A 19,902-nucleotide genomic window follows, 5' to 3' on the forward strand; every position below is an offset into this window, starting at 1 on the left:
CATTTATGGCAAAAACAAAAACCGTGACGTTTCAGTGGGAAGGCCTGAACAAACGAGGCCAGAAAGTTGATGGGGAAATGCTCGGCGACAATCCTGCGCTCGTAAAAGCCCAATTACGAAAACAAGGTATTAACCCCAAAAAAGTACGTCGCAAACAAGAAGGTTTGTTTGGTATTGGCGGTGGCCAAGGTAAAGGCAAAGTAAAACCCGCAGATGTCACATTATTTATGCGTCAATTAGCCACAATGGCAAAGTCTGGTGTGCCGCTTATGCAAGGCTTAGAAATCGTGGCCGATGGTTTAGAAAACCCCGCAATGCAAAAAGTCGTACTCAGTGTTAAAGATGAGGTGTCGGCTGGTAATGACTTCGCCTCTTGCTTAAAAAAACACCCACAACACTTTGACTCCCTTACATGCGCATTAATTGAATCCGGAGAGCAGTCAGGTGCACTAGAGCAGATGCTTGATAGAGTGGCTTTATACAAAGAAAAATCAGAGGCTCTCAAACAAAAAGTATCTAAAGCACTAAAATATCCAATTGTCACACTGATTATCGCAGCGATCGTAACCGTAATCCTGCTTGTAAAGGTTGTTCCGACATTTGAAAGCATGTTTTCTAGTCTAGGGGGAGACTTACCTGCGCCCACTCAAATGGTCGTCAATATATCCGAATGGATGCAAGCCAATTACTTGATTTTGCTCGGTGCAATTATTACCTTTGTATTTGGAACAAAAGAAGCGATCAAGCGCAGCCCCAAACTTCAAGAGCAAAAAGACAGACTCATACTTAAAATGCCGGTTATTGGCGAAATCTTAAAGAAAAGTGCCGTTGCCCGTTTTGGGCGAGTATTATCCACCACATTCGCTGCGGGGGTCCCACTTGTTGATGCACTCGAGAGCGTCGCCGAAGCATCTGGTAACGTAGTCTATCGAGATGCAATATTGCGGATACGTGATGACGTATCAACGGGCACGCAAATGAATGCGTCTATTCGCGCGACAGGGGTGTTCCCAAATATGGTAGCGCAGATGGTAGCGATTGGTGAAGAATCCGGTGCACTAGATGCCATGTTAGAGAAAGTAGCAAGCTACTATGAAGAGGAAGTGGACAATCTAGTAGATGGCTTAACAGCTATGATAGAACCTATCGTAATGGCCTTCTTAGGGGTGGTTGTTGGTGGCCTATTGATTGCCATGTACCTACCAATCTTTTCTATGGGCAATGCGATGTAGCCTGTTATCTGAAATCACTTCGAGATTTAGTAAGATATATGTTTGATTTCCTATTCCAAGATACCCTAGGTTTCTACCTAGGTGTATTTTTTGTCAGCCTATGTGTAGGCAGTTTTCTCAACGTCGTTATTTACCGTTTACCGGTAATGATGAAGTCTCAATTACAATTGGAGCATGATGAATTAATTGGCAAAGAGGTGAATCAACCCGAGCCTTTTAATCTAATGGTTCCATCTTCTACTTGCCCTAAATGCAATTCTAAAATCAAACCTTGGCAAAACATTCCAGTACTCAGCTATCTGTGGTTGAAAGGGAAATGCGCGAATTGCAAAACATCTATAAGCGTACGCTATCCGATTATCGAATTAATCACTGGGTTCATTCCATTAGGCATTGCCATACTATTGGGTCCTACATTAGAGGCCTATGCGCTCATATTAATGAGTTACTTTTTCATCGCCTTAACCATGATTGATTTGGATGAATTTTTATTACCCGATCAACTTACCTTACCTTTGATTTGGATTGGGTTATTGTTTAATTTACATGGCGCTATTGTGCCGCTGGAAGATGCAGTATTAGGTGCTGTATTTGGCTACATGTCACTGTGGAGTATTTTCTGGTTATTCAAATTGGCCACTGGCAAAGAGGGTATGGGCTACGGTGACTTTAAATTACTCGCCGCTATTGGCGCATTTATAGGATGGCAGCTATTACCTGTGGTGGTTCTACTTTCTAGTTTTGTTGGTGCGATTGTTGGTATCAGTATGATGATTGTACTAGGTAGAGATAAAAATATTCCTATTCCATTTGGACCTTACTTAGCAGCTGCTGGTTTACTAGCGGCACTTTGGGGTGAAGAAATATTAAATCATTATTTACGTTTCGCTGGACTCTAATATGTCGAGCTTTGTTGTTGGTGTGACTGGCGGTATTGGCAGTGGTAAAAGCGCTGCCACAGCACACTTTGAAACTCTAGGAATTTCCGTCGTAGACGCAGACATAGTATCAAGACAAGTCGTCGCTAAAGGGACCCATGCACTTGAAACAATCGTCGAACATTTTGGTGAACATGTTATTTTAGATACGGGTGAGTTAAACCGCGCAGCTTTAAGAAAAATTGTTTTTGAGTCACCTGATGAACGCATTTGGCTAGAGCACTTAACTCATCCTCTTATTCGAGAAGCAATAATTACTGCTTTAACCAGTGCTGATAGTCCCTATGCGATTCTTGCATCACCGCTATTATTTGAATCTGATCAATATAAAATGGTCAATCGGACTTTGGTGATTGATGTACCTGAAGCGCTCCAACTAAAGCGAACTTGCAAGCGAGATGACAACTCTGAGCAACAGGTACGCGCCATAATGGCTGTACAGATGAGTAGACAAGACCGTGTGTCCAAGGCAGATGATGTTATTCAAAATGATCAAGATTTGGCTTATCTACATTCTCAGGTAGAATTACTACACACGCAGTATTTAGCATTAGCTAAGCAAAGTTGAGAAATCCACTATGAAAGTAAAGTGTCCGACCTGCAATAAACAGGTGGAATGGATTCAGAAGGAAAAACATCGTCCTTTTTGCAGTGAAAGATGCCGCATGATAGATCTCGGTGCTTGGTCTGCAGAGGAGCATGCTATTCCTGGTAAGTCTGTTGAAGAGGAAATGATGAGTGAAGAACTCAAACAAATTAATCCCCACTCTCTGCATTAGTAGAAACCACTTTCACGAGTAGTTAACTAGATGCGTTAGAAAGCTCTAAATAGTCTTCTAGCGCATCAAGTATAGCTCGGTTGGCTTCTGGAAAGTCACGCTCGCGTATTGCTTTACATGACACCCATTCAACCTCTTGTCCTTCAGCACCATGAGGTTCACCGCTAAAATCATTAACGATATAAACATCCAGTTCAATACATTTATCAGAATAGTCGTGCTGCAATAAAATGAGCGGCTCAGTGCTAGCAACATGAATACCAAGCTCCTCATCCAACTCCCTAATCAAAGCAGCTTGTGCTGATTCTTGTGTTTCTCGCTTACCCCCGGGGAACTCCCAGAGCCCGCCCTGATGTGCATTCGCTTTTCGCCTTGCTAGAAAAACTTTCTCCTTGCAAGGAGATAATATTACAGCAGCAACAACTTGAATCCGCTTCATAAAGTTTTCCTTTTATGTACGATATTCAGCGTTGATCGTGACGTAGCCATGGGAAAGATCCGTCGTCCAAACCGTCTCCGATTCTTTACCACGCCCTAAGTGAATTCGAATCTGAATTTCATCTTGTGCCATGACTTTCGAACCTGCCTCTTCTGTATATGAAGCAGCACGACCTCCTTTTTCAACAATGCAAACATCATCTAAATAGATTTCAATATGATGCAGATCTAGATCATCAATTCCAGCACGGCCAACTGCCGCTAGAATTCGGCCCCAATTCGCGTCACTTGCAAACAATGCAGTTTTAACTAACGGACTATGTGCAACCGTATAGGCAACATCCAACGCTTCCCGCTGAGTTTTTGCGGCTTCCACTTGTATCGTAACAAACTTAGTGGCGCCTTCACCGTCACGTACAATCGCTTGGGCCAAAAACTGGAAGGCTTCTAATAGAACCGACTTTAACTCACTATAGCCTTCACTTTTTTCAGACTCAATCGGCTTGTTTTGGGCTTCACAAGTCGCCATCAAGATACAAGAATCATTGGTGGATGTATCCCCATCTACCGTAATACGATTGAAAGACTGCTCTCCCAGCTCTGAGCAAAGCTGTTCTATTATCTCCTGTGAAACAGTTGCATCCGTAGCGATAAAACCAAGCATAGTTGCCATATTAGGCTTGATCATGCCTGATCCTTTTGAGATACCAGAAACCGTGATGGTTTCCCCTTGAATCTCCACCTGCTTACTAAAGCCTTTTGGTTGTATATCCGTTGTCATGATCCCACGGCTGGCATCAAACCAAATAGACTCGCTGAAATTCAAGTTACTTTTGACAACGGGTAAAATCTTTTGCATTGGTAAAGGCTCACCAATCACACCTGTTGAAAATGGCAGAATTTCATTCACCGCAACGCTATTAGCTTCAGCCAATACTTGGCAAAGTTCCATTGCATTATCAAAGCCAGTCTGACCTGTGCCCGCATTGGCATTGCCTGTATTGATTAACAGCATTCTTGCTTGTGTTTGCTGGAGGTGCTGTTTGCATATCGTAACCGGTGCAGCACAAAATGCGTTTTGAGTGAAAATGCCAGCTGTTCGCGTATGCTCAGACAGTTTAAATACGACAATATCCGGTCGTTCAGTTTGCTTTATACCGGCGTTAGCAGTGGCGATTTCAATACCTTTGACCGCATGAAATTGTTCTAATACGTTGAGATTGACTGGCATTTTTGTTCCTTTACTTACACTCTAAAAGTGTCAAACCTAAAAAAGCCTAGCATGGCTAGGCTTTTAGAAATTAGAAAACTTTGTTGAGTTTAATCTAATTTACCATGGCATTGCTTATATTTTTTACCTGATCCACATGGACAAGGTTCGTTTCGACCAACCTTTTTTCCATCCCGAACAAATGGTTTAGCTGTCGCATCCTCAGACTCGTCCGCCCCCTCGCCTTCAGCAAGAGCCGATGCAGATTCGTGCTGATACTGCATGGTCTGTTTTGCCGCTTCTGCTCGGGCTTGTTCTTCCATGCGCTTCATTTCATCATCTCGAACAAACTGAACATGGCTTAGGTAGCGTATCGTTTCGTGTTTAATATCATGCAGCAATTGCTTGAAAAGCTCGAAGGATTCACGCTTGTATTCCTGCTTCGGGTTCTTTTGAGCATAACCTCGTAGATGAATCCCCTGACGAAGGTGATCCATGGTGGCTAGGTGATCTTTCCACTGGTGATCTAGAATTTGCAGCATAATACGCTTTTCAAATTCACGTAGTGCTTTCTCACCCACTTGCTCCTCTTTTTCCTTATAGGCAGATTTAACCTCTTCAAAGATACGCTCACGCAATGTTTCTTCGTAAAGGGCCTTGTCGTCATCAAGCCATTGTTGAACAGGCATTTCTTTAGCGAAAGAGGCGGCTAACTCTTTTTCTAAGCCTTCCACATCCCACTGTTCAACCATACTTTGCGGTGGAATATAGTCACTAATCACGTCATTGATAACGTCTTCACGTATAGAAGCTATCGTGTTCTCTATGGTTTCTGCTTCTAACAATTCGTTACGTTGTTGGTAGATAACGCGACGTTGATCATTCGCAACGTTATCGTATTCCAACAACTGCTTGCGCATATCGAAGTTACGACCTTCAACTTTGCGCTGAGCTTTCTCAATAGCGTTCGAAACCATCTTATGTTCAATCGCTTCGCCATCACGCATCCCCAGGGCCTGCATCAAACGCCGAGTACGATCGCTCGCAAAGATTCGCATCAAACCATCTTCAAGTGATAAGAAAAATCGTGTCGAACCTGGATCCCCCTGACGTCCAGATCGACCACGCAATTGGTTGTCAATACGGCGGCTCTCATGACGCTCAGTACCAATAATATGCAGACCGCCCGCTTCTAAAACAGTGTTATGACGCTCTTCCCATTCGGCTTTGGCTTTTGCTAACTTCTCATCGTTCGGATTATTGATGTTCTCTAATTCGCGCTCAAGGTTACCACCCAATTTAATATCGGTACCACGACCCGCCATGTTGGTGGCGATGGTTACTGCGCCCGGTAAACCTGCGTCTGCGATAACTTGAGCTTCATTAGCATGGTTTTTAGCGTTTAGAACGTTGTGCTTAATCTTCGCGTCTTTCAAGGCTTTAGAAATAATTTCACTGCTTTCGATACTTGCTGTACCAACGAGTACAGGGCGCTTTTGTGCAGTAACTTCTTTAATTTCCTCGATAACAGCCTGATATTTCTCTTGCTCAGATAAGAATACCAAATCATTGAAATCAACACGCGCTATCGGACGATTAGTAGGAATTACCACGACATCCAAGCCATAAATTTCTCGAAATTCAAACGCCTCGGTATCAGCAGTACCTGTCATCCCCGCTAACTTGGTGTACAAGCGGAAATAGTTCTGGAACGTTGTAGAGGCAAGTGTTTGACTTTCAGCCTGAATTTTCACGCCCTCTTTAGCTTCAATCGCTTGGTGTAAGCCCTCCCCCCAGCGTCGTCCAGGCATAGTACGGCCAGTGTGCTCATCAACAATGACAACCTGGCCATTACTAACGATATAATCGACATTGCGGTGATACAACACATGGGCACGCAGCGCGGAATGAATATGATGTAGCATCAAAAGATTACTTGGCGCGTATAGACTATCACCTTCTTCAAGCAGACCTTCTTTGACCAAAAGATCTTCAACTTTTTCATGGCCCGATTCATTTAGCTCAGCACTTCGATTTTTGAGGTCGATGACAAAATCACCTTCCTGCTCGACAACACCTTCTTCTGTTTCTTTGTGCTCGACTAACTGGGGTACGAGTACGTTCATACGCTTATAAAGCTCAGAGCTATCTTGCGCTGCTCCAGAGATCACAAGTGGTGTGCGTGCTTCATCTATTAAGATTGAGTCCACTTCATCTACAACAGCGAATGCCAAACCACGTTGAACGCGGTCTTCTTTACTCAAAGCCATGTTATCGCGCAGATAATCAAAGCCAAACTCGTTGTTGGTACCGTAAGTGATGTCGCTATTATAGGCCTCTCGCTTGGTCTGCGGGTCTTGACCAGACAGACTCACCCCAACAGTAAGCCCCATAAATTCGTACAACGGACGCATCCAATCAGCATCACGTTGAGCAAGGTATTCATTCACAGTAATGACATGTACGCCTAAGCCATTCAGAGCGTTAAGGTAAACAGCCAACGTCGCCACCAGAGTTTTACCTTCACCTGTCTTCATCTCGGCAATTTTGCCGTTGTGCAGTGACATACCACCGATCATTTGCACATCAAAGTGACGCATGCCCATTACACGTAGGCTCGCTTCACGCAATGCGGCAAATGCTTCAGGCAAAATACCATCTAGTGTTTCGCCTTTCTGTAGTCTGTCTTTAAACTCTTGCGTCTTTGCGCTCAAGTCTTCATCGGAGAGGGCCTGAAAGCTTGCTTCAAGCTCATTGATTTGTTGAACGGTTTTTCTCAAACGCTTGAGTTCACGCTCGTTTTTACTACCAAGGATTTTTGTAAGTACATTAACCAACATGTGCGACTTCTTAATAATAATTATTGGAATAACAAGTTTTGAATCATACAAGAATATGACCGAGTACGGTCATATTCTAGAAGGCTAGAGAGAAGAGAATTATTTATCGGCGAGTGCGATGAATATAAGCTGCAGGATCAACGGTGCGACCGTTTTTATACACTTCAAAGTGAACGTGCGGGCCAGTGGAGCGGCCTGTGCTCCCCATTAAAGCGACGACTTGTCCTTTACGAACCACATCGCCAACTTTCACGACAATTTCGTCGCAATGGGCATAACGAGTTTTGTATCCGTTACCGTGATTTACTTCCACTAACAAGCCGTAACCATATCGTTTGCTAGCCCAAGTCACCACACCAGATGCCACTGAAATAATGTCAGAGCCAGTTTTACCTGCAAAGTCGACACCTGAGTGCCACGCCAAGCGACCAGTAAACGGATCCGTACGCTGCCCGTAGCGCGAAGACATCCAGCCCTTACGAATAGGTAAACCAGCCACGAAGGTATCACTAGTAATTTTCTTTTCACCCAAGATGCTGTCGAGCACCTCAAGTTGCTGTTCTCGACTATCTATTTGCTCGCTAAGACCATCTAATACAGAAATGATATCGGGTGCTTGGTAAACTGAACCGATTTGACCTGAAGGGCCGCCAATTGCAGGGTTACCGGAGAAATCGAATTCCCCCTTGTCTAAGTCTGAGCGATCAATAAGACGCTCACCCAGTGCATCTAGGCGCGTAAGACGTGTTTGCAATTCGGCCATACGAAGTGTGAGACCTACTAACTGTTCGTCAGTATGTTCACGAATTTGCTTTAGCTCTTTACGTTGCTGAACTAAGTCTTGCTCCCAAGCCTTAGTCGTCTCGGGACTAAACAGACCTTCATCAGCAAGCATCATCGACAGGTAATAGCCCGCAGCTCCCAACGAAAAAGGGAGGACTGCCAGCATAAAGATGAGCATCCAACGGGCCATGGGGCCCAAGGATATCGTCTTTGAACGTCCGTGGCGTTTTCCGACAATAATGATATTCACGGCAGCATCCTACAAATCAAGTTAATTACTAAAATGTTATTCATTAGACAGTTTAGACGTTAACTCACTCACAATTTGAGAGATATCTCTCAAGGCTACTTAACTTTACATACGGTAAAAATAAATAATGGCACATATGTGCCATTATTAGGATTACGCGGCTGAAACTGGTTTGGCATATGAAATGGGAGCCACTTTGTCGTCGTCATAAGAGACGAACTCCCAACACTCAGGCTGCTCTAACAAAGCACGTAGAAGCTGATTATTAAGCCCGTGACCTGATTTAACACCCACGTATTCACCAATTAAACTATGACCCAGTAGATACAAGTCCCCTACTGCGTCTAAAATTTTGTGTTTTACAAACTCATCCTCATAGCGCAAACCATCTTCGTTTAGGACACGGTAATCATCCACCACAATCGCATTGTTAACACTACCGCCCAAAGCTAGATTTTGGCTGCGCAAATACTCAATATCTCGCATGAAGCCAAAAGTACGGGCTCGGCTCACTTCTTTTACAAATGATGTCGTAGAGAAATCTAGGCTCGCAACTTGATTTTCTGGATCAAACAGAGGATGGTCAAAGTCTATTGTAAAACTAACTTTAAAGCCGTCATAAGGTTGGAAACTGGCTGATTTATCGCCATCTTCAACGGTTACTGGCTTATTGATACGAATGAATTGCTTCGCTTTACTTTGCTCTTCTATACCTGCTGACTGCAGCAAAAATACGAAGGGCCCAGCACTACCGTCCATTATCGGTACTTCAGCGGCGCTAAGTTCAACATAAACGTTATCGATACCTAAACCTGCCATAGCTGACAAAAGGTGTTCGACAGTGGAAACCTTAACCTCACCGTTGCTCAAACTAGTTGATAACGTGGTATCGCCCACATTTGTGGCTTTAGCTTGAATCTCAACAGCAGGTTCCAAATCAGTACGCACGAATACGATACCTGTGTCTACAGGCGCCGGACGCAGGGTAAGGTAGACCTTCTCACCTGAGTGAAGGCCAATACCCGTGGCACGAATTGGGTTTTTAAGTGTACGCTGCTTTATCATCAATCATTCGCTTCATTCTGAATAGCAATTAACCATTGTAACCTTAATTAAGAACAATGGCCAAGTATTGCTAATATCGATCAGTAACCCTTATTTACATTGAGTTAAGATCTGTTAACTAATCTGCCTGACGTCGCAAAAAAGCTGGAATATCAAGGTAATCCAAGTCTTTGTTGCTGTGTGACTCAGGTTTCGCGCTCTCTGCTGGCTGCGCGTTAGAAGAACGCATCACCGTTGGGCGGTCCAATTTTTTGTAATCTACACTGCCGTCCGCTTTAGAGACAGTATTGTCGACCACTTTTTTCGGAGAAGATTCAATTTGTCCCAGACCGGTGGCAACAACTGTCACACGCAACTCGTCAGTCATAGACTCATCGATAACTGTTCCCACAACAATAGTGGCGTTATCAGAAGAAAACTCTTCGATTGTGTCACCTACTTCGGTGAACTCACCTAGTGATAAGTTAGTCCCAGCAGTGATGTTTACCAAAATGCCGCGAGCACCTTGCAAGTTCACATCCTCTAGCAGTGGGCTGCGAATGGCGGCTTCTGCTGCTTCACGAGCACGATTTTCACCGGTTGAATGACCAGTACCCATCATAGCTTGTCCCATCTCAGACATGACGGTACGCACGTCGGCAAAGTCCACATTGATCATACCTGGGCGAATAATCAGGTCTGCAATGCCTTGAACTGCGCCCAAGAGCACGTCATTAGCAGCCGAGAACGCATCAAGCAAAGATGTGCTTTTACCCAAAACGGCCAATAGTTTTTCATTTGGTATGGTAATCAGAGAGTCAACATGCTTTGCTAACTCAGATAAGCCACCATCTGCCACATTGATTCGCTTACGACCCTCGAACGGGAATGGTCGAGTGACCACAGCTACTGTAAGAATTCCTAATTCTTTTGCCACCTCAGCGACAACAGGTGCTGCACCCGTACCAGTACCACCACCCATACCAGCTGTGATGAATACCATGTCGGCACCAGCCAAGGCCTCAGCAATTCGCTCACGGTCTTCCATTGCCGCTTGACGACCCACTTCAGGATTAGCGCCTGCGCCTAAGCCTTTAGTTACCGTTGACCCTAACTGCAACACAGAACGCGCTGACATATTTTTTAATGCCTGAGAATCCGTGTTAGCGCAGATAAAATCAACACCGTTCACATCATTCGTGACCATATGCTCTACAGCATTACCGCCACCGCCGCCAACACCAACGACTTTAATTACTGCATGGTGCTGAGGCTCGTCTACTAATTCGAACATATCCCCATCTCTTTGAGTCATCGCCCTTCTCCTTATTATTCGCCAGGCGCTCTACTTCTTTATATTAGCGCCTATTTAATCTTAAAAATTCCCTTTTATCCAATTTTTTACGCGTGAATAAAAGCTAATTGGATCTTCTTCCTTTCGAGCAAACACTAATTCACCCAGTTGATGCTTCGCGCCATAGATCAAGAGCCCAACAGAAGTTGCATAAATCGGGTTTGCAACTACATCAGTCAAGCCTTCAACACCTGATGGCTTAGCCAGCCTGACTGGCACGTGGAAAATTTCTTCTGCCAATTCAACAACTCCCTCCATTTTTGAAGTGCCTCCGGTGAGAACGATGCCAGCTGCGATCATATCTTCATAACCACTGCGTCGAAGCTCAGCTTGTATTAACGTGAATAGTTCTTCGTATCTGGGTTCAACCACCTCCGCCAGTGCTTGTCGAGATAAACTTCTGGGAGCGCGCTCTCCGACGCTTGGCACTTTGATCAATTCCTCTGGACCTGCTAATTGTGTTAGCGCGCAAGCATATTTAATTTTTATTTCTTCAGCATGTTGAGTCGGTGTTCGCAACGCCATTGCTATGTCGTTTGTTACTTGGTCGCCAGCTATAGGGATTACCGCGGTATGACGAATAGCACCTTCGGTATAAATGGCAATATCGGTAGTTCCACCACCGATATCCACCATGCAAACACCCAACTCTTTTTCATCGTCCGTTAAAACAGCATAACTTGAGGCTAACTGCTCCAAAATAATATCGTCAATCGCAAGTCCGCAACGCTGTACACATTTTTCGATATTTTGTGCCGCATTTAGTGCACCACTTACCATATGTACTTTTGCCTCTAATCGAACTCCAGCCATACCAATTGGCTCTTTCACACCTTCTTGCATGTCAATCACATATTCTTGAGGCAACACATGCAAAATACGTTGATCAGCAGGAATCGCTACCGCTTTTGCTGCATCTAAAACGCGTTCGATATCTGATTGCACAACTTCACGATCTTTAATCGCTACAATACCGTGACTATTCATAGAGCGTATATGACTACCCGCAATACCCGCATACACGCTATGAATTTGACAACCCGCCATGAGTTCAGCTTCTTCGATCGCGCGCTGAATCGACTGCACTGTGGATTCAATATTAACCACAACACCTTTTTTCAATCCCCTGGATGGATGGCTTCCCAAACCCACGATCTTAATACTGCCTGTTGGCGAAACCTCACCCACAATTGCCACAACCTTGGAAGTGCCAATATCTAAACCAACAATCAATTTGCTATCAGTAGCTGCATTCATAAATTATCCCTGCACATCCTCGCTATCGTGTTTCCAAGCTACTGCAAAACCTTGTTCATATCTCATATCGATTGACGATACTCTTTCGATTTGGAAACGATCAATTACCGACTCAAGTTTTTCTAGTTCTTTCATAGCAGTGTTACTATCCAGCCTTATCGTTAACCCATTATCGTAACTTAACAACCAACCCGCGCCTTTGCTTAATTCCGTCAAATTTAAGTTATGTCGTTTGCTCCAACGATTAAAAAGCAAATAATGCTCCATAACCAGCTCACTCGCCTGTCCTCGCAAAGATGGCAAAGATAAACCAGACAAACTTATCGGAATGACCTCTCCGTGTTCACTTAACATGTGGCTGCCATTCCAACGCGCCACCGGCACTTCTTCTGTTAACGCCACAGATAGAACATTGGGCCATATTTTTTTCACACTTGCTTTGGCAATCAATGGATGTCGCAATAATGTCTGTTCGATCTCATGAACATCCAAAGTTAAATAACCGCTAGGAAACAGCTCTCCCAATTGGTTTACTATATCCACTTTAGTAATGTGAGACTGATTGCCAACCACTTGCAATTGCTCAACCGGTTTATTCGCAACGTACGTAATCAAAAGCACAACGGCCAACAATAAACTAGCTGCCGTCACTGTAGCGGAAACAGGTTTAATATAAGTAGACCAAGGGATCGCCTGTTTGCTTTTGTTTCGCGTTGCGCCTTTCATTTTAAAGCGTTGTCTCCAAAATGTTTAACACCAATGCTTCAAAACTCATACCTCGTGCTTTGGCAGCCATTGGCACCAATGAATGATCCGTCATTCCTGGTATGGTATTAACCTCAATTAACCAAAAATCACCTTTTGCATCTTGCATTACGTCCACTCGACCCCAACCATGACAATCCAATGATTGGTAAGCTTGCAAGGCAAGACTTTGTAAACACGCTTCTTTTTCAGACTCTAAGCCACAGGGTACTATGTACTGAGTGTCATTCTGTAAGTATTTAGCGTTGTAATCGTAAAAGTCATTGGCTGCTTTTAGTTGAATAGCGGGCAATGCTTTTCCATCCAAAATACCAACAGTGAACTCTAACCCTTCTACAAATTGCTCAGCTAGAACGCTTGAGCCTGTTTGTTTAGCATCCACAAAAGCTCTTTCTAGTTGTGCTTCGCTTGCTACTTTTGAAATTCCGATACTAGAACCCTCTAGTGACGGTTTAACCATGAGCGGGTAACCTACTTGGTTTGCAAACTCTTTCAAATCAGACAGACTTTCTACCAATGTAAATTTTGGCGTCGGCAAAGACAATCCTTGCCAGATAAGCTTGCTGCGCCACTTATCCATACAAATTGCACTGGCTTTAACACCACTCCCTGTATAAGGAATGCCATAAAACTCCAGCAGACCTTGAATCGTGCCATCCTCACCACCCACACCATGCAAAGCAATAAAAGCACGATCAACTTTCTGCTCTGCCAATTGCCCAATGAGGTTTCTCGCACTATCAATTTTGACTGCATCAATATCTTGTGCAATTAATGCTTGATAAATGGCTTCACCACTTCTCAACGATACTTCGCGCTCTGCGCTATTCCCACCAAGGATGACCGCAACTTTACCAAAGTTAGCCATGGTTTCTTTGCTCCAAAATAGCAGGTAAATTCTTTGCTAGATCGATCGCCATTGAACCAACATCACCAGCACCTTGTGTAATTAAAATGTCTCCAGGCTGCACAATATCTTTTAGTACATCACCTACATTGGCACTGCGCGGAACAAATATCGGATCAACTCGACCGCGACCGCGAATACTGCGCGCCAAACTGCGTCCATCAGCCCCTGGAATTTCATCTTCACCAGCCGAATAAACATCCAACAGAACCAAGCTATCCACTTCACTTAGAATCTGTACGAAATCATCATATAAGTCTCGTGTCCGAGTGTAGCGATGAGGCTGAAATACCATAAGCAGTCGTTTTTCTGGCCAGCCTTTGCGAATGGCATCAATGGTGACAGCAACTTCTGTTGGGTGATGTCCATAATCATCCACCAACATGACAGAATCATCTTGTAATGGATATTCACCACAAATTTGGAAGCGGCGTCCCACACCTTGAAATTTTTCCAATGCTCGAATAATCGCATCATCAGCGATGCCTTCATCGGTAGCAACAGCGATAGCAGACAACGCATTTAATACATTGTGCCGCCCAGGCATACGCAAACGTATCTGCAAGTCCTTGTTATCCCCCGGTCTTTTGACGGTAAAAGACGTATAGATACCTTCTTGTTTAATTTCCTGTGCATAGTAATCCGCTGAATCACTAAAGCCATATGTCACCACAGGACGACTCACTTCCGGCAAAATCTCTCGAATTGTTTCATCTTCGATACACAATACAGCCAGTCCATAAAAGGGAAGATTATGAAGAAATTCTATAAAGGTTTTTTTCACTCTATTAAAATCGCCACCATAGGTATCCATGTGATCTGCTTCGATATTGGTAACAATGGAAACCATGGGTTGCAGATGCAAAAAAGACGCATCGGATTCATCTGCCTCAGCGACTAAATAGCGACTTCCACCTAGTTGCGCATTGGTTCCCGCACTGGTCAGGCGTCCACCAATCACAAACGTTGGATCTTTATCACCCTCGGCTAAAATAGATGCCACCAAAGATGTTGTTGTTGTTTTTCCATGAGTACCGGCCACTGCAATACCGTGACGATAACGCATCAGCTCGGCCAACATTTCTGCACGACGCACGATGGGGATGCGATTCTGCTGGGCATATTGAATCTCTGGATTTTCCACATTAATCGCGGTGGACACTACGACGACGTTGGCTTCTTTAACATTTTCGGATTGATGACCAAAAAAGATAGTAGCACCCAAAGACATCAAGCGATCAGTCGCTGCACTCTGACGTAAATCAGACCCTGAGATTTCATAGCCTTGATTAAGCAGCACTTCCGCAATGCCACACATACCAACACCGCCGATACCAATAAAATGGATTCGGCGGATACGCCTCATTTCGGGAATTTCCCATTTTGTTAGTGCTTTATTACTTTCAGCCATTGGCAACCTCAATACATATACTTGCTACTACCTTGGCTGCGTTCGGCTGTGCTTTTTCCCTTGCCGCATTTGCCATAGCGATTAATTCTTGCTTATTACTAAAAAAGTGCGTTAATTGTCTTTGCAGAAACTCTGTTGTTAATTCTGCCTGAGGACATAACACTGCCGCATTATGCTCACTTAAAAATCGAGCGTTGGCTGTTTGATGATCATCCACTGCGTATGGGAATGGCACCAAGATGCTAGCAACACCGCCTGCCATTAATTCAGACACGGTAAGCGCACCACTGCGACAGATAACAATATCAGCCCACTGATAAGCCTCAGCCATGTCTGCAATGAAAGCAGCCACTCTGACATGCTTGATGCCCTTCTCGTGATAATCGTTTTTCACCGCTTCATAGTTTCGCTTACCAACCTGATGCCATAACTGAATAATCCCGTCTGCAACCAGTTTTTCAGAAGCCGCAATCACCGCATCATTTAAGGCTACCGCTCCCAAGCTCCCGCCAACCACAAGGACATTTAAAGGCTCATCCTTTTGACTAATTCGGTCTTCTGCATCTGGCAAGTTGGCAATAGAGGACCGTACCGGATTCCCAACTGTTTTCACACCAGCGGAATGAGGGAACGTACCGTCAAATGCTTGCAAAAGCTGCCGACTAAATTTACTCAATACTTTATTGGTCAAACCTGGAATAGCATTCTGCTCATGCAATACCAGAGGTACACCTCTGAGGCGTGCTACAATACCACCCGGCCCAGATGCAAAACCGCCCATACCCAAAGCCACAACAGGCTTGATATCTTTAAATAATTTGTATGCTTGAACGACGGCTTTTGCTATCGCAAAAGGCGCCTTCAGTTTACGAACAAGTCCATTTCCTCGTAATCCTGTTACTTGAATGCGATGTAATGAATAACCCGCATCTGGCACTAGATCGTTCTCTATACCATGCTCACTACCCAACCAATGAATCTTGTAGCCTTTCTCTCGTAGCTCTGTTGCAACACTCAGCGCAGGAATTACATGGCCACCAGTACCACCAGCCATAATCATCACATTACCTTTGCTCATGATGATCTCCTGTTTCATGATGTACACGTAGCAACAAACCGATACCTATAAAACTTGCTAACAAACTAGAACCGCCAAAACTAACGAAAGGTAAAGTAAGACCTTTTGTAGGCAAAAGGCCCATATTCACACCTAAATTAATAAACGCTTGGAAACCAATCAATAGAGTAATGCCGTAGGCAATAAATGCGGCAAAATAAAACTCTTTTTGATAAGCCGTTCTCGCAATCTTAATCCCTAAATAAAATAAGTAGGCAAAAATCGAAATGATCAACAATGCACCTACAAGACCAGTCTCTTCAGCCCAAATTGCAAAAACAAAGTCAGTGTGGGCTTCTGGTAGGTAAAATAATTTCTGAATGCTATCGCCAAGTCCCACACCGGTATATTCACCGCGTCCAAAAGCAATCAAGCTCTGTGTCAATTGATAGCCGCTACCATATACATTTTCTGGCGTCCATGGTTCCCAAAAACCGGTCAAGCGCTTCAAACGATAAGTCTGTCCGGCGAGAATAAACACAGAAGCAGAAACTGCTATGATGGCCGTTAAAAAGAACTGCCCTGCTTTAACACCCCCTAAAAATAACAGCGCTAAAGCTGAAAGCATCAAAACGACCACTGCTCCAAAGTCAGGTTCTAATAGCAGGAGCATAGCAAGCAGGGATAAAATAAATAATGGCTTAATAAAGCCTGACCATTTGCTTTGCACTTCGTCTCGACGACGCTCTAAAAAACTTGCCATGTACAAAACCGTTGCTAACTTAGCAAATTCACTCGGCTGTACATTCATGATACCTAATGAAAGCCATCGCGTGCTGCCATTAATTTCACGACCTACACCCGGAATTAAAACTAGAATCAAGCTCACTACCGCCAAAATAATCGCAATACCACTTAGTCGCCTGAATACGCTCAAAGGTGTACGCATTACAAACCAAGCAACAGCAATTGACACCGATAAATAAATGAAATGACGAATACTAATGTGAAAGCGATTGTCAAAATTCTTTTGTGCCCAATCCATGCTGGCAGAAGTCACCATCAACCAACCAAGAGCCGACAATATTAAAACCGCCCAAATAAGGCTATGATGCAAGCGTGCTGGCTTGCTGAGCTCCAGCTCTTGCCAAATCGGAGTTGATGTCCTCAATGGTGTTGCGGAACTCATAATGCCTCCACCATCGATTTAAAGGCCTCACCTCTAGCCTCAAAACCAGAAAACATGTCGAAGCTCGCACAAGCAGGTGAGAAAACCACGGCACCTTTATGATCAGCGTTACGATATGCCATTTCGAATGCTTGTTCGAAACTTTCTGCTCTGTCTAAATCAACACCGCTTAAATCCTTGGCAATAATATCTTGGTCCTGTCCATAAACGATCACTTTCGAAACGTATTGATCAATGACTGGGCGCAGAACTTTAAAGTCCGCATCTTTACCAACACCACCTAGCATCAATACGATACGCTTAGCATATTCTGGTCCGAGTCCTTTGAGGGCAGCCTCCGTAGCACCAACATTCGTCCCTTTAGAATCATTATAAAAATCAACCTCATCAACTTGCTTAATCCATTGACAACGATGATCTAAACCTGGAAAAGATTTCAGCGCTTTTAACATTCCATCCATATCTAAACCAAATCCATGACCAAGTGCCAAAGCAGCTAGGGCGTTGCTGTAATTGTGCAAACCTTTAATTTTTAACTGATCAACACTCAGCAAGGCATCACCTTCTACAATTAATTGCCACGGTTGAGCTGTACGATCCAAAACAAAATCAGCACCTTTTCCATCTATACTAAAACCAATTTGCTCAGGGCAATTAAGTGTTTTAGGTTGGGCTAAATTATCATCCAGGTTAATAACCGCTTTTTCGCAACCATTAAATATTTTGTACTTGGTTTGATAATAGCCCTCATAACTATCATAACGATCAAGATGATCTGGACTGATGTTCAAAACCGTCGCGACTTTTGCATTTAAATGCTCAGTGGCCTCCAATTGAAAACTGCTCAACTCCATCACATAAACATCAATATCGCTGTTTAGCAGCTCCAATGCAGGCGTCCCTAGATTACCTCCAACTGCGGCTTTTAAACCGCATTGCTTTGCCATTTCACCCACAAGTGTTGTCACAGTGCTTTTGGCATTTGAACCAGTTATCGCAATAATCGGGGCATTAGCAGCTTCTGCAAACACCTGAATGTCACTGACGACTGGTACACCGGCATCAATAGCACGTTGAATTTCATCAGTCGCTAAAGGAATTCCAGGGCTTGCTATGATTCTTGCTGCATTTATTAAAACCGAGGCATCCAAGCCACCTTCAATAAGTTGAAGATCAGGATAAGTAGCTCGTAACTCACTCGCAAATGGCGCCTCTTCCCTTGTATCCATGGCAATCACGTTCTCACCCTGAGCCAATAAATGGCGCACAGCACTGTCACCCGTTTTACCTAAACCGATAACAACATGATAATTTGTTAGTGCGTTTACTTGACTCATATGCTTATTAATCAACGTATTTTTAACGTGGCCATACCCAATAAAACTAAAAACAAAGTGATAATCCAAAAGCGAACAATTACGCGCGGCTCTGGCCAACCTTTTAATTCAAAGTGGTGATGCAAAGGCGCCATACGAAAAATTCGTTTTCCGGTCAGCTTGAAGCTCGCAACCTGTAAGATAACGCTCACCGTTTCTGCTACGAAGATCCCTCCCATAATGAACAGTAAGATTTCCTGACGTACTATTACAGCCATAACACCTAGGGCAGCACCCAAGGCTAATGAACCTACATCGCCCATGAATACTTGTGCGGGGTACGTGTTAAACCATAAAAAGCCTATACCTGCACCAACCAGTGCAGCACAGAAAATTGCCACTTCTCCTGCCCCTTCGATGTATGGTAGGAATAAGTAATCAGCAAAATTTACATTACCGACTAAATACGCACATGCACCCAATGCCGCACCAACCATTACCGTGGGCAAAATTGCCAATCCATCCAAACCATCGGTTAGGTTTACAGCATTGCTTGTCCCTACAATTACAAAGTAGGTCAGTACGATGTAAAACCAACCAAGATCAATAATGATGTCTTTGAAAAATGGCACTATTAACGTGGTTTCCGCTGGTGTAGCTGCGCTGGCGTATAAAAATATGCCAGCAACTAAAGCGATAATACTCTGCCAGAACATTTTCCAACGAGCAGGTAAACCTCGGGAATTCTTTTGAACAACCTTTCGATAATCGTCAATAAAACCGACCAATCCTGTCGACATTGTGACTAGCAGCACTATCCATACATAGTGATTGGTCAAATCACCCCACAATAGAGTACTTACAGCAATACCCAAAAGAATCAGCGTTCCGCCCATCGTAGGCGTACCGGCTTTACTTAAATGCGATTGAGGACCGTCATCACGCACCGACTGACCAATTTGTTTCTCTTGCAACTTTCTAATCACGTATGGCCCAGCCCAAAGGCCAATAATAAGCGCCGTTAACGTGGCTAAAATTGCTCTTAGAGACAAGTAATTTACAACAGCAAATCCGCTATGAAACTGTTGTAAAAACTCTGCTAGCCAAAGCAACATGTGTGTATCCCCAAATA

At 43.9% G+C, this 19,902-nt stretch carries 18 protein-coding genes; 4 read left to right on the forward strand and 14 right to left on the reverse strand.

Annotated features, from left to right (window positions below; genetic code table 11):
- The first annotated feature begins 5 nt into the window (after positions 1–5).
- Genes HF888_RS13005 through yacG form a run of 4 tightly spaced genes read left to right on the forward strand, consistent with a single transcriptional unit; the run spans position 6 to position 2,949 of the window.
- Positions 6–1,232, forward strand: coding sequence for a type II secretion system F family protein (locus HF888_RS13005; protein ID WP_007016582.1), 1,227 nt, complete (start codon positions 6–8; stop codon positions 1,230–1,232).
- Positions 1,233–1,270: 38 nt separating this feature from the next.
- Positions 1,271–2,131, forward strand: coding sequence for a prepilin peptidase (locus HF888_RS13010; protein ID WP_007016583.1), 861 nt, complete (start codon positions 1,271–1,273; stop codon positions 2,129–2,131).
- Between the two features lies 1 nt (position 2,132).
- On the forward strand, positions 2,133–2,738 hold the full coding sequence (coaE, locus tag HF888_RS13015) for a dephospho-CoA kinase (protein ID WP_007016584.1): 606 nt from the start codon (positions 2,133–2,135) through the stop codon (positions 2,736–2,738).
- A gap of 10 nt (positions 2,739–2,748) precedes the next feature.
- Positions 2,749–2,949 (forward strand): DNA gyrase inhibitor YacG, encoded by a 201-nt coding sequence (gene yacG, locus HF888_RS13020; protein ID WP_007016585.1) that lies wholly within the window; start codon positions 2,749–2,751, stop codon positions 2,947–2,949.
- Positions 2,950–2,971: 22 nt separating this feature from the next.
- On the opposite strand, the gene mutT is transcribed toward yacG, so the two are convergent.
- The 14 genes from mutT to mraY all read right to left on the reverse strand — a co-directional run bounded on the left by mutT (position 2,972) and on the right by mraY (position 19,885).
- The gene (gene mutT / locus HF888_RS13025; RefSeq protein WP_007016586.1) at positions 2,972–3,388 is read right to left on the reverse strand and encodes an 8-oxo-dGTP diphosphatase MutT; all 417 of its coding nucleotides are present in this window, start codon (positions 3,386–3,388) and stop codon (positions 2,972–2,974) included.
- Between the two features lie 12 nt (positions 3,389–3,400).
- Positions 3,401–4,618 carry a bifunctional glutamate N-acetyltransferase/amino-acid acetyltransferase ArgJ gene (gene argJ / locus HF888_RS13030; protein ID WP_007016587.1) on the reverse strand — a complete coding sequence of 406 codons (1,218 nt, stop codon included), beginning with the start codon at positions 4,616–4,618 and terminating at the stop codon, positions 3,401–3,403.
- Positions 4,619–4,707: 89 nt separating this feature from the next.
- Complete coding sequence (gene secA, locus HF888_RS13035; protein ID WP_007016588.1) at positions 4,708–7,437, reverse strand: preprotein translocase subunit SecA; 2,730 nt, start codon at positions 7,435–7,437, stop codon at positions 4,708–4,710.
- 103 nt (positions 7,438–7,540) lie between these two features.
- Entirely contained in the window at positions 7,541–8,470 is a 930-nt protein-coding gene (locus tag HF888_RS13040; protein WP_168367068.1) for a M23 family metallopeptidase, read from the reverse strand.
- A 153-nt stretch (positions 8,471–8,623) separates the two neighbouring features.
- Positions 8,624–9,535 carry a UDP-3-O-acyl-N-acetylglucosamine deacetylase gene (gene lpxC, locus HF888_RS13045; RefSeq protein ID WP_168367069.1) on the reverse strand — a complete coding sequence of 304 codons (912 nt, stop codon included), beginning with the start codon at positions 9,533–9,535 and terminating at the stop codon, positions 8,624–8,626.
- Between the two features lie 118 nt (positions 9,536–9,653).
- Entirely contained in the window at positions 9,654–10,808 is a 1,155-nt protein-coding gene (ftsZ, locus tag HF888_RS13050; protein ID WP_168367086.1) for a cell division protein FtsZ, read from the reverse strand.
- 81 nt (positions 10,809–10,889) lie between these two features.
- Entirely contained in the window at positions 10,890–12,125 is a 1,236-nt protein-coding gene (gene ftsA, locus HF888_RS13055; RefSeq protein ID WP_007016754.1) for a cell division protein FtsA, read from the reverse strand.
- 3 nt (positions 12,126–12,128) lie between these two features.
- Positions 12,129–12,851 (reverse strand): cell division protein FtsQ/DivIB, encoded by a 723-nt coding sequence (locus HF888_RS13060; RefSeq protein ID WP_007016755.1) that lies wholly within the window; start codon positions 12,849–12,851, stop codon positions 12,129–12,131.
- Position 12,852: 1 nt separating this feature from the next.
- Positions 12,853–13,758, reverse strand: coding sequence for a D-alanine--D-alanine ligase (locus HF888_RS13065; protein ID WP_007016756.1), 906 nt, complete (start codon positions 13,756–13,758; stop codon positions 12,853–12,855).
- Positions 13,751–15,208: a UDP-N-acetylmuramate--L-alanine ligase gene (gene murC, locus HF888_RS13070; protein WP_007016757.1), complete on the reverse strand. Its 1,458-nt coding sequence runs from the start codon at positions 15,206–15,208 to the stop codon at positions 13,751–13,753. The genes HF888_RS13065 and murC overlap by 8 nt, the downstream gene beginning before the upstream one ends.
- On the reverse strand, positions 15,201–16,286 hold the full coding sequence (murG, locus tag HF888_RS13075) for an undecaprenyldiphospho-muramoylpentapeptide beta-N-acetylglucosaminyltransferase (protein WP_007016758.1): 1,086 nt from the start codon (positions 16,284–16,286) through the stop codon (positions 15,201–15,203). The genes murC and murG overlap by 8 nt, the downstream gene beginning before the upstream one ends.
- The gene (ftsW, locus tag HF888_RS13080; RefSeq protein WP_007016759.1) at positions 16,273–17,454 is read right to left on the reverse strand and encodes a putative lipid II flippase FtsW; all 1,182 of its coding nucleotides are present in this window, start codon (positions 17,452–17,454) and stop codon (positions 16,273–16,275) included. The genes murG and ftsW overlap by 14 nt, the downstream gene beginning before the upstream one ends.
- On the reverse strand, positions 17,451–18,791 hold the full coding sequence (gene murD / locus HF888_RS13085) for a UDP-N-acetylmuramoyl-L-alanine--D-glutamate ligase (RefSeq protein ID WP_007016760.1): 1,341 nt from the start codon (positions 18,789–18,791) through the stop codon (positions 17,451–17,453). The genes ftsW and murD overlap by 4 nt, the downstream gene beginning before the upstream one ends.
- A gap of 11 nt (positions 18,792–18,802) precedes the next feature.
- Positions 18,803–19,885: a phospho-N-acetylmuramoyl-pentapeptide-transferase gene (mraY, locus tag HF888_RS13090; protein WP_007016761.1), complete on the reverse strand. Its 1,083-nt coding sequence runs from the start codon at positions 19,883–19,885 to the stop codon at positions 18,803–18,805.
- Positions 19,886–19,902: the final 17 nt, after the last annotated feature.

The sequence above is a fragment of the Bermanella marisrubri genome, from assembly GCF_012295615.1.
Taxonomy (GTDB): domain Bacteria; phylum Pseudomonadota; class Gammaproteobacteria; order Pseudomonadales; family Oceanobacteraceae; genus Bermanella; species Bermanella marisrubri.

Coding starts and splice junctions, on each gene's coding strand:
- HF888_RS13005 (WP_007016582.1), top strand. CDS start 6: ATGGCAAAAACAAAAACCGTGACGTTTCAGTGGGAAGGCCTGAACAAA.
- HF888_RS13010 (WP_007016583.1), top strand. CDS start 1,271: ATGTTTGATTTCCTATTCCAAGATACCCTAGGTTTCTACCTAGGTGTA.
- coaE (WP_007016584.1), top strand. CDS start 2,133: ATGTCGAGCTTTGTTGTTGGTGTGACTGGCGGTATTGGCAGTGGTAAA.
- yacG (WP_007016585.1), top strand. CDS start 2,749: ATGAAAGTAAAGTGTCCGACCTGCAATAAACAGGTGGAATGGATTCAG.
- mutT (WP_007016586.1), bottom strand. CDS start 3,388: ATGAAGCGGATTCAAGTTGTTGCTGCTGTAATATTATCTCCTTGCAAG.
- argJ (WP_007016587.1), bottom strand. CDS start 4,618: ATGCCAGTCAATCTCAACGTATTAGAACAATTTCATGCGGTCAAAGGT.
- secA (WP_007016588.1), bottom strand. CDS start 7,437: ATGTTGGTTAATGTACTTACAAAAATCCTTGGTAGTAAAAACGAGCGT.
- lpxC (WP_168367069.1), bottom strand. CDS start 9,535: ATGATAAAGCAGCGTACACTTAAAAACCCAATTCGTGCCACGGGTATT.
- ftsZ (WP_168367086.1), bottom strand. CDS start 10,808: ATGTTCGAATTAGTAGACGAGCCTCAGCACCATGCAGTAATTAAAGTC.
- ftsA (WP_007016754.1), bottom strand. CDS start 12,125: ATGAATGCAGCTACTGATAGCAAATTGATTGTTGGTTTAGATATTGGC.
- HF888_RS13060 (WP_007016755.1), bottom strand. CDS start 12,851: ATGAAAGGCGCAACGCGAAACAAAAGCAAACAGGCGATCCCTTGGTCT.
- HF888_RS13065 (WP_007016756.1), bottom strand. CDS start 13,758: ATGGCTAACTTTGGTAAAGTTGCGGTCATCCTTGGTGGGAATAGCGCA.
- murC (WP_007016757.1), bottom strand. CDS start 15,208: ATGGCTGAAAGTAATAAAGCACTAACAAAATGGGAAATTCCCGAAATG.
- murG (WP_007016758.1), bottom strand. CDS start 16,286: ATGAGCAAAGGTAATGTGATGATTATGGCTGGTGGTACTGGTGGCCAT.
- ftsW (WP_007016759.1), bottom strand. CDS start 17,454: ATGAGTTCCGCAACACCATTGAGGACATCAACTCCGATTTGGCAAGAG.
- murD (WP_007016760.1), bottom strand. CDS start 18,791: ATGAGTCAAGTAAACGCACTAACAAATTATCATGTTGTTATCGGTTTA.
- mraY (WP_007016761.1), bottom strand. CDS start 19,885: ATGTTGCTTTGGCTAGCAGAGTTTTTACAACAGTTTCATAGCGGATTT.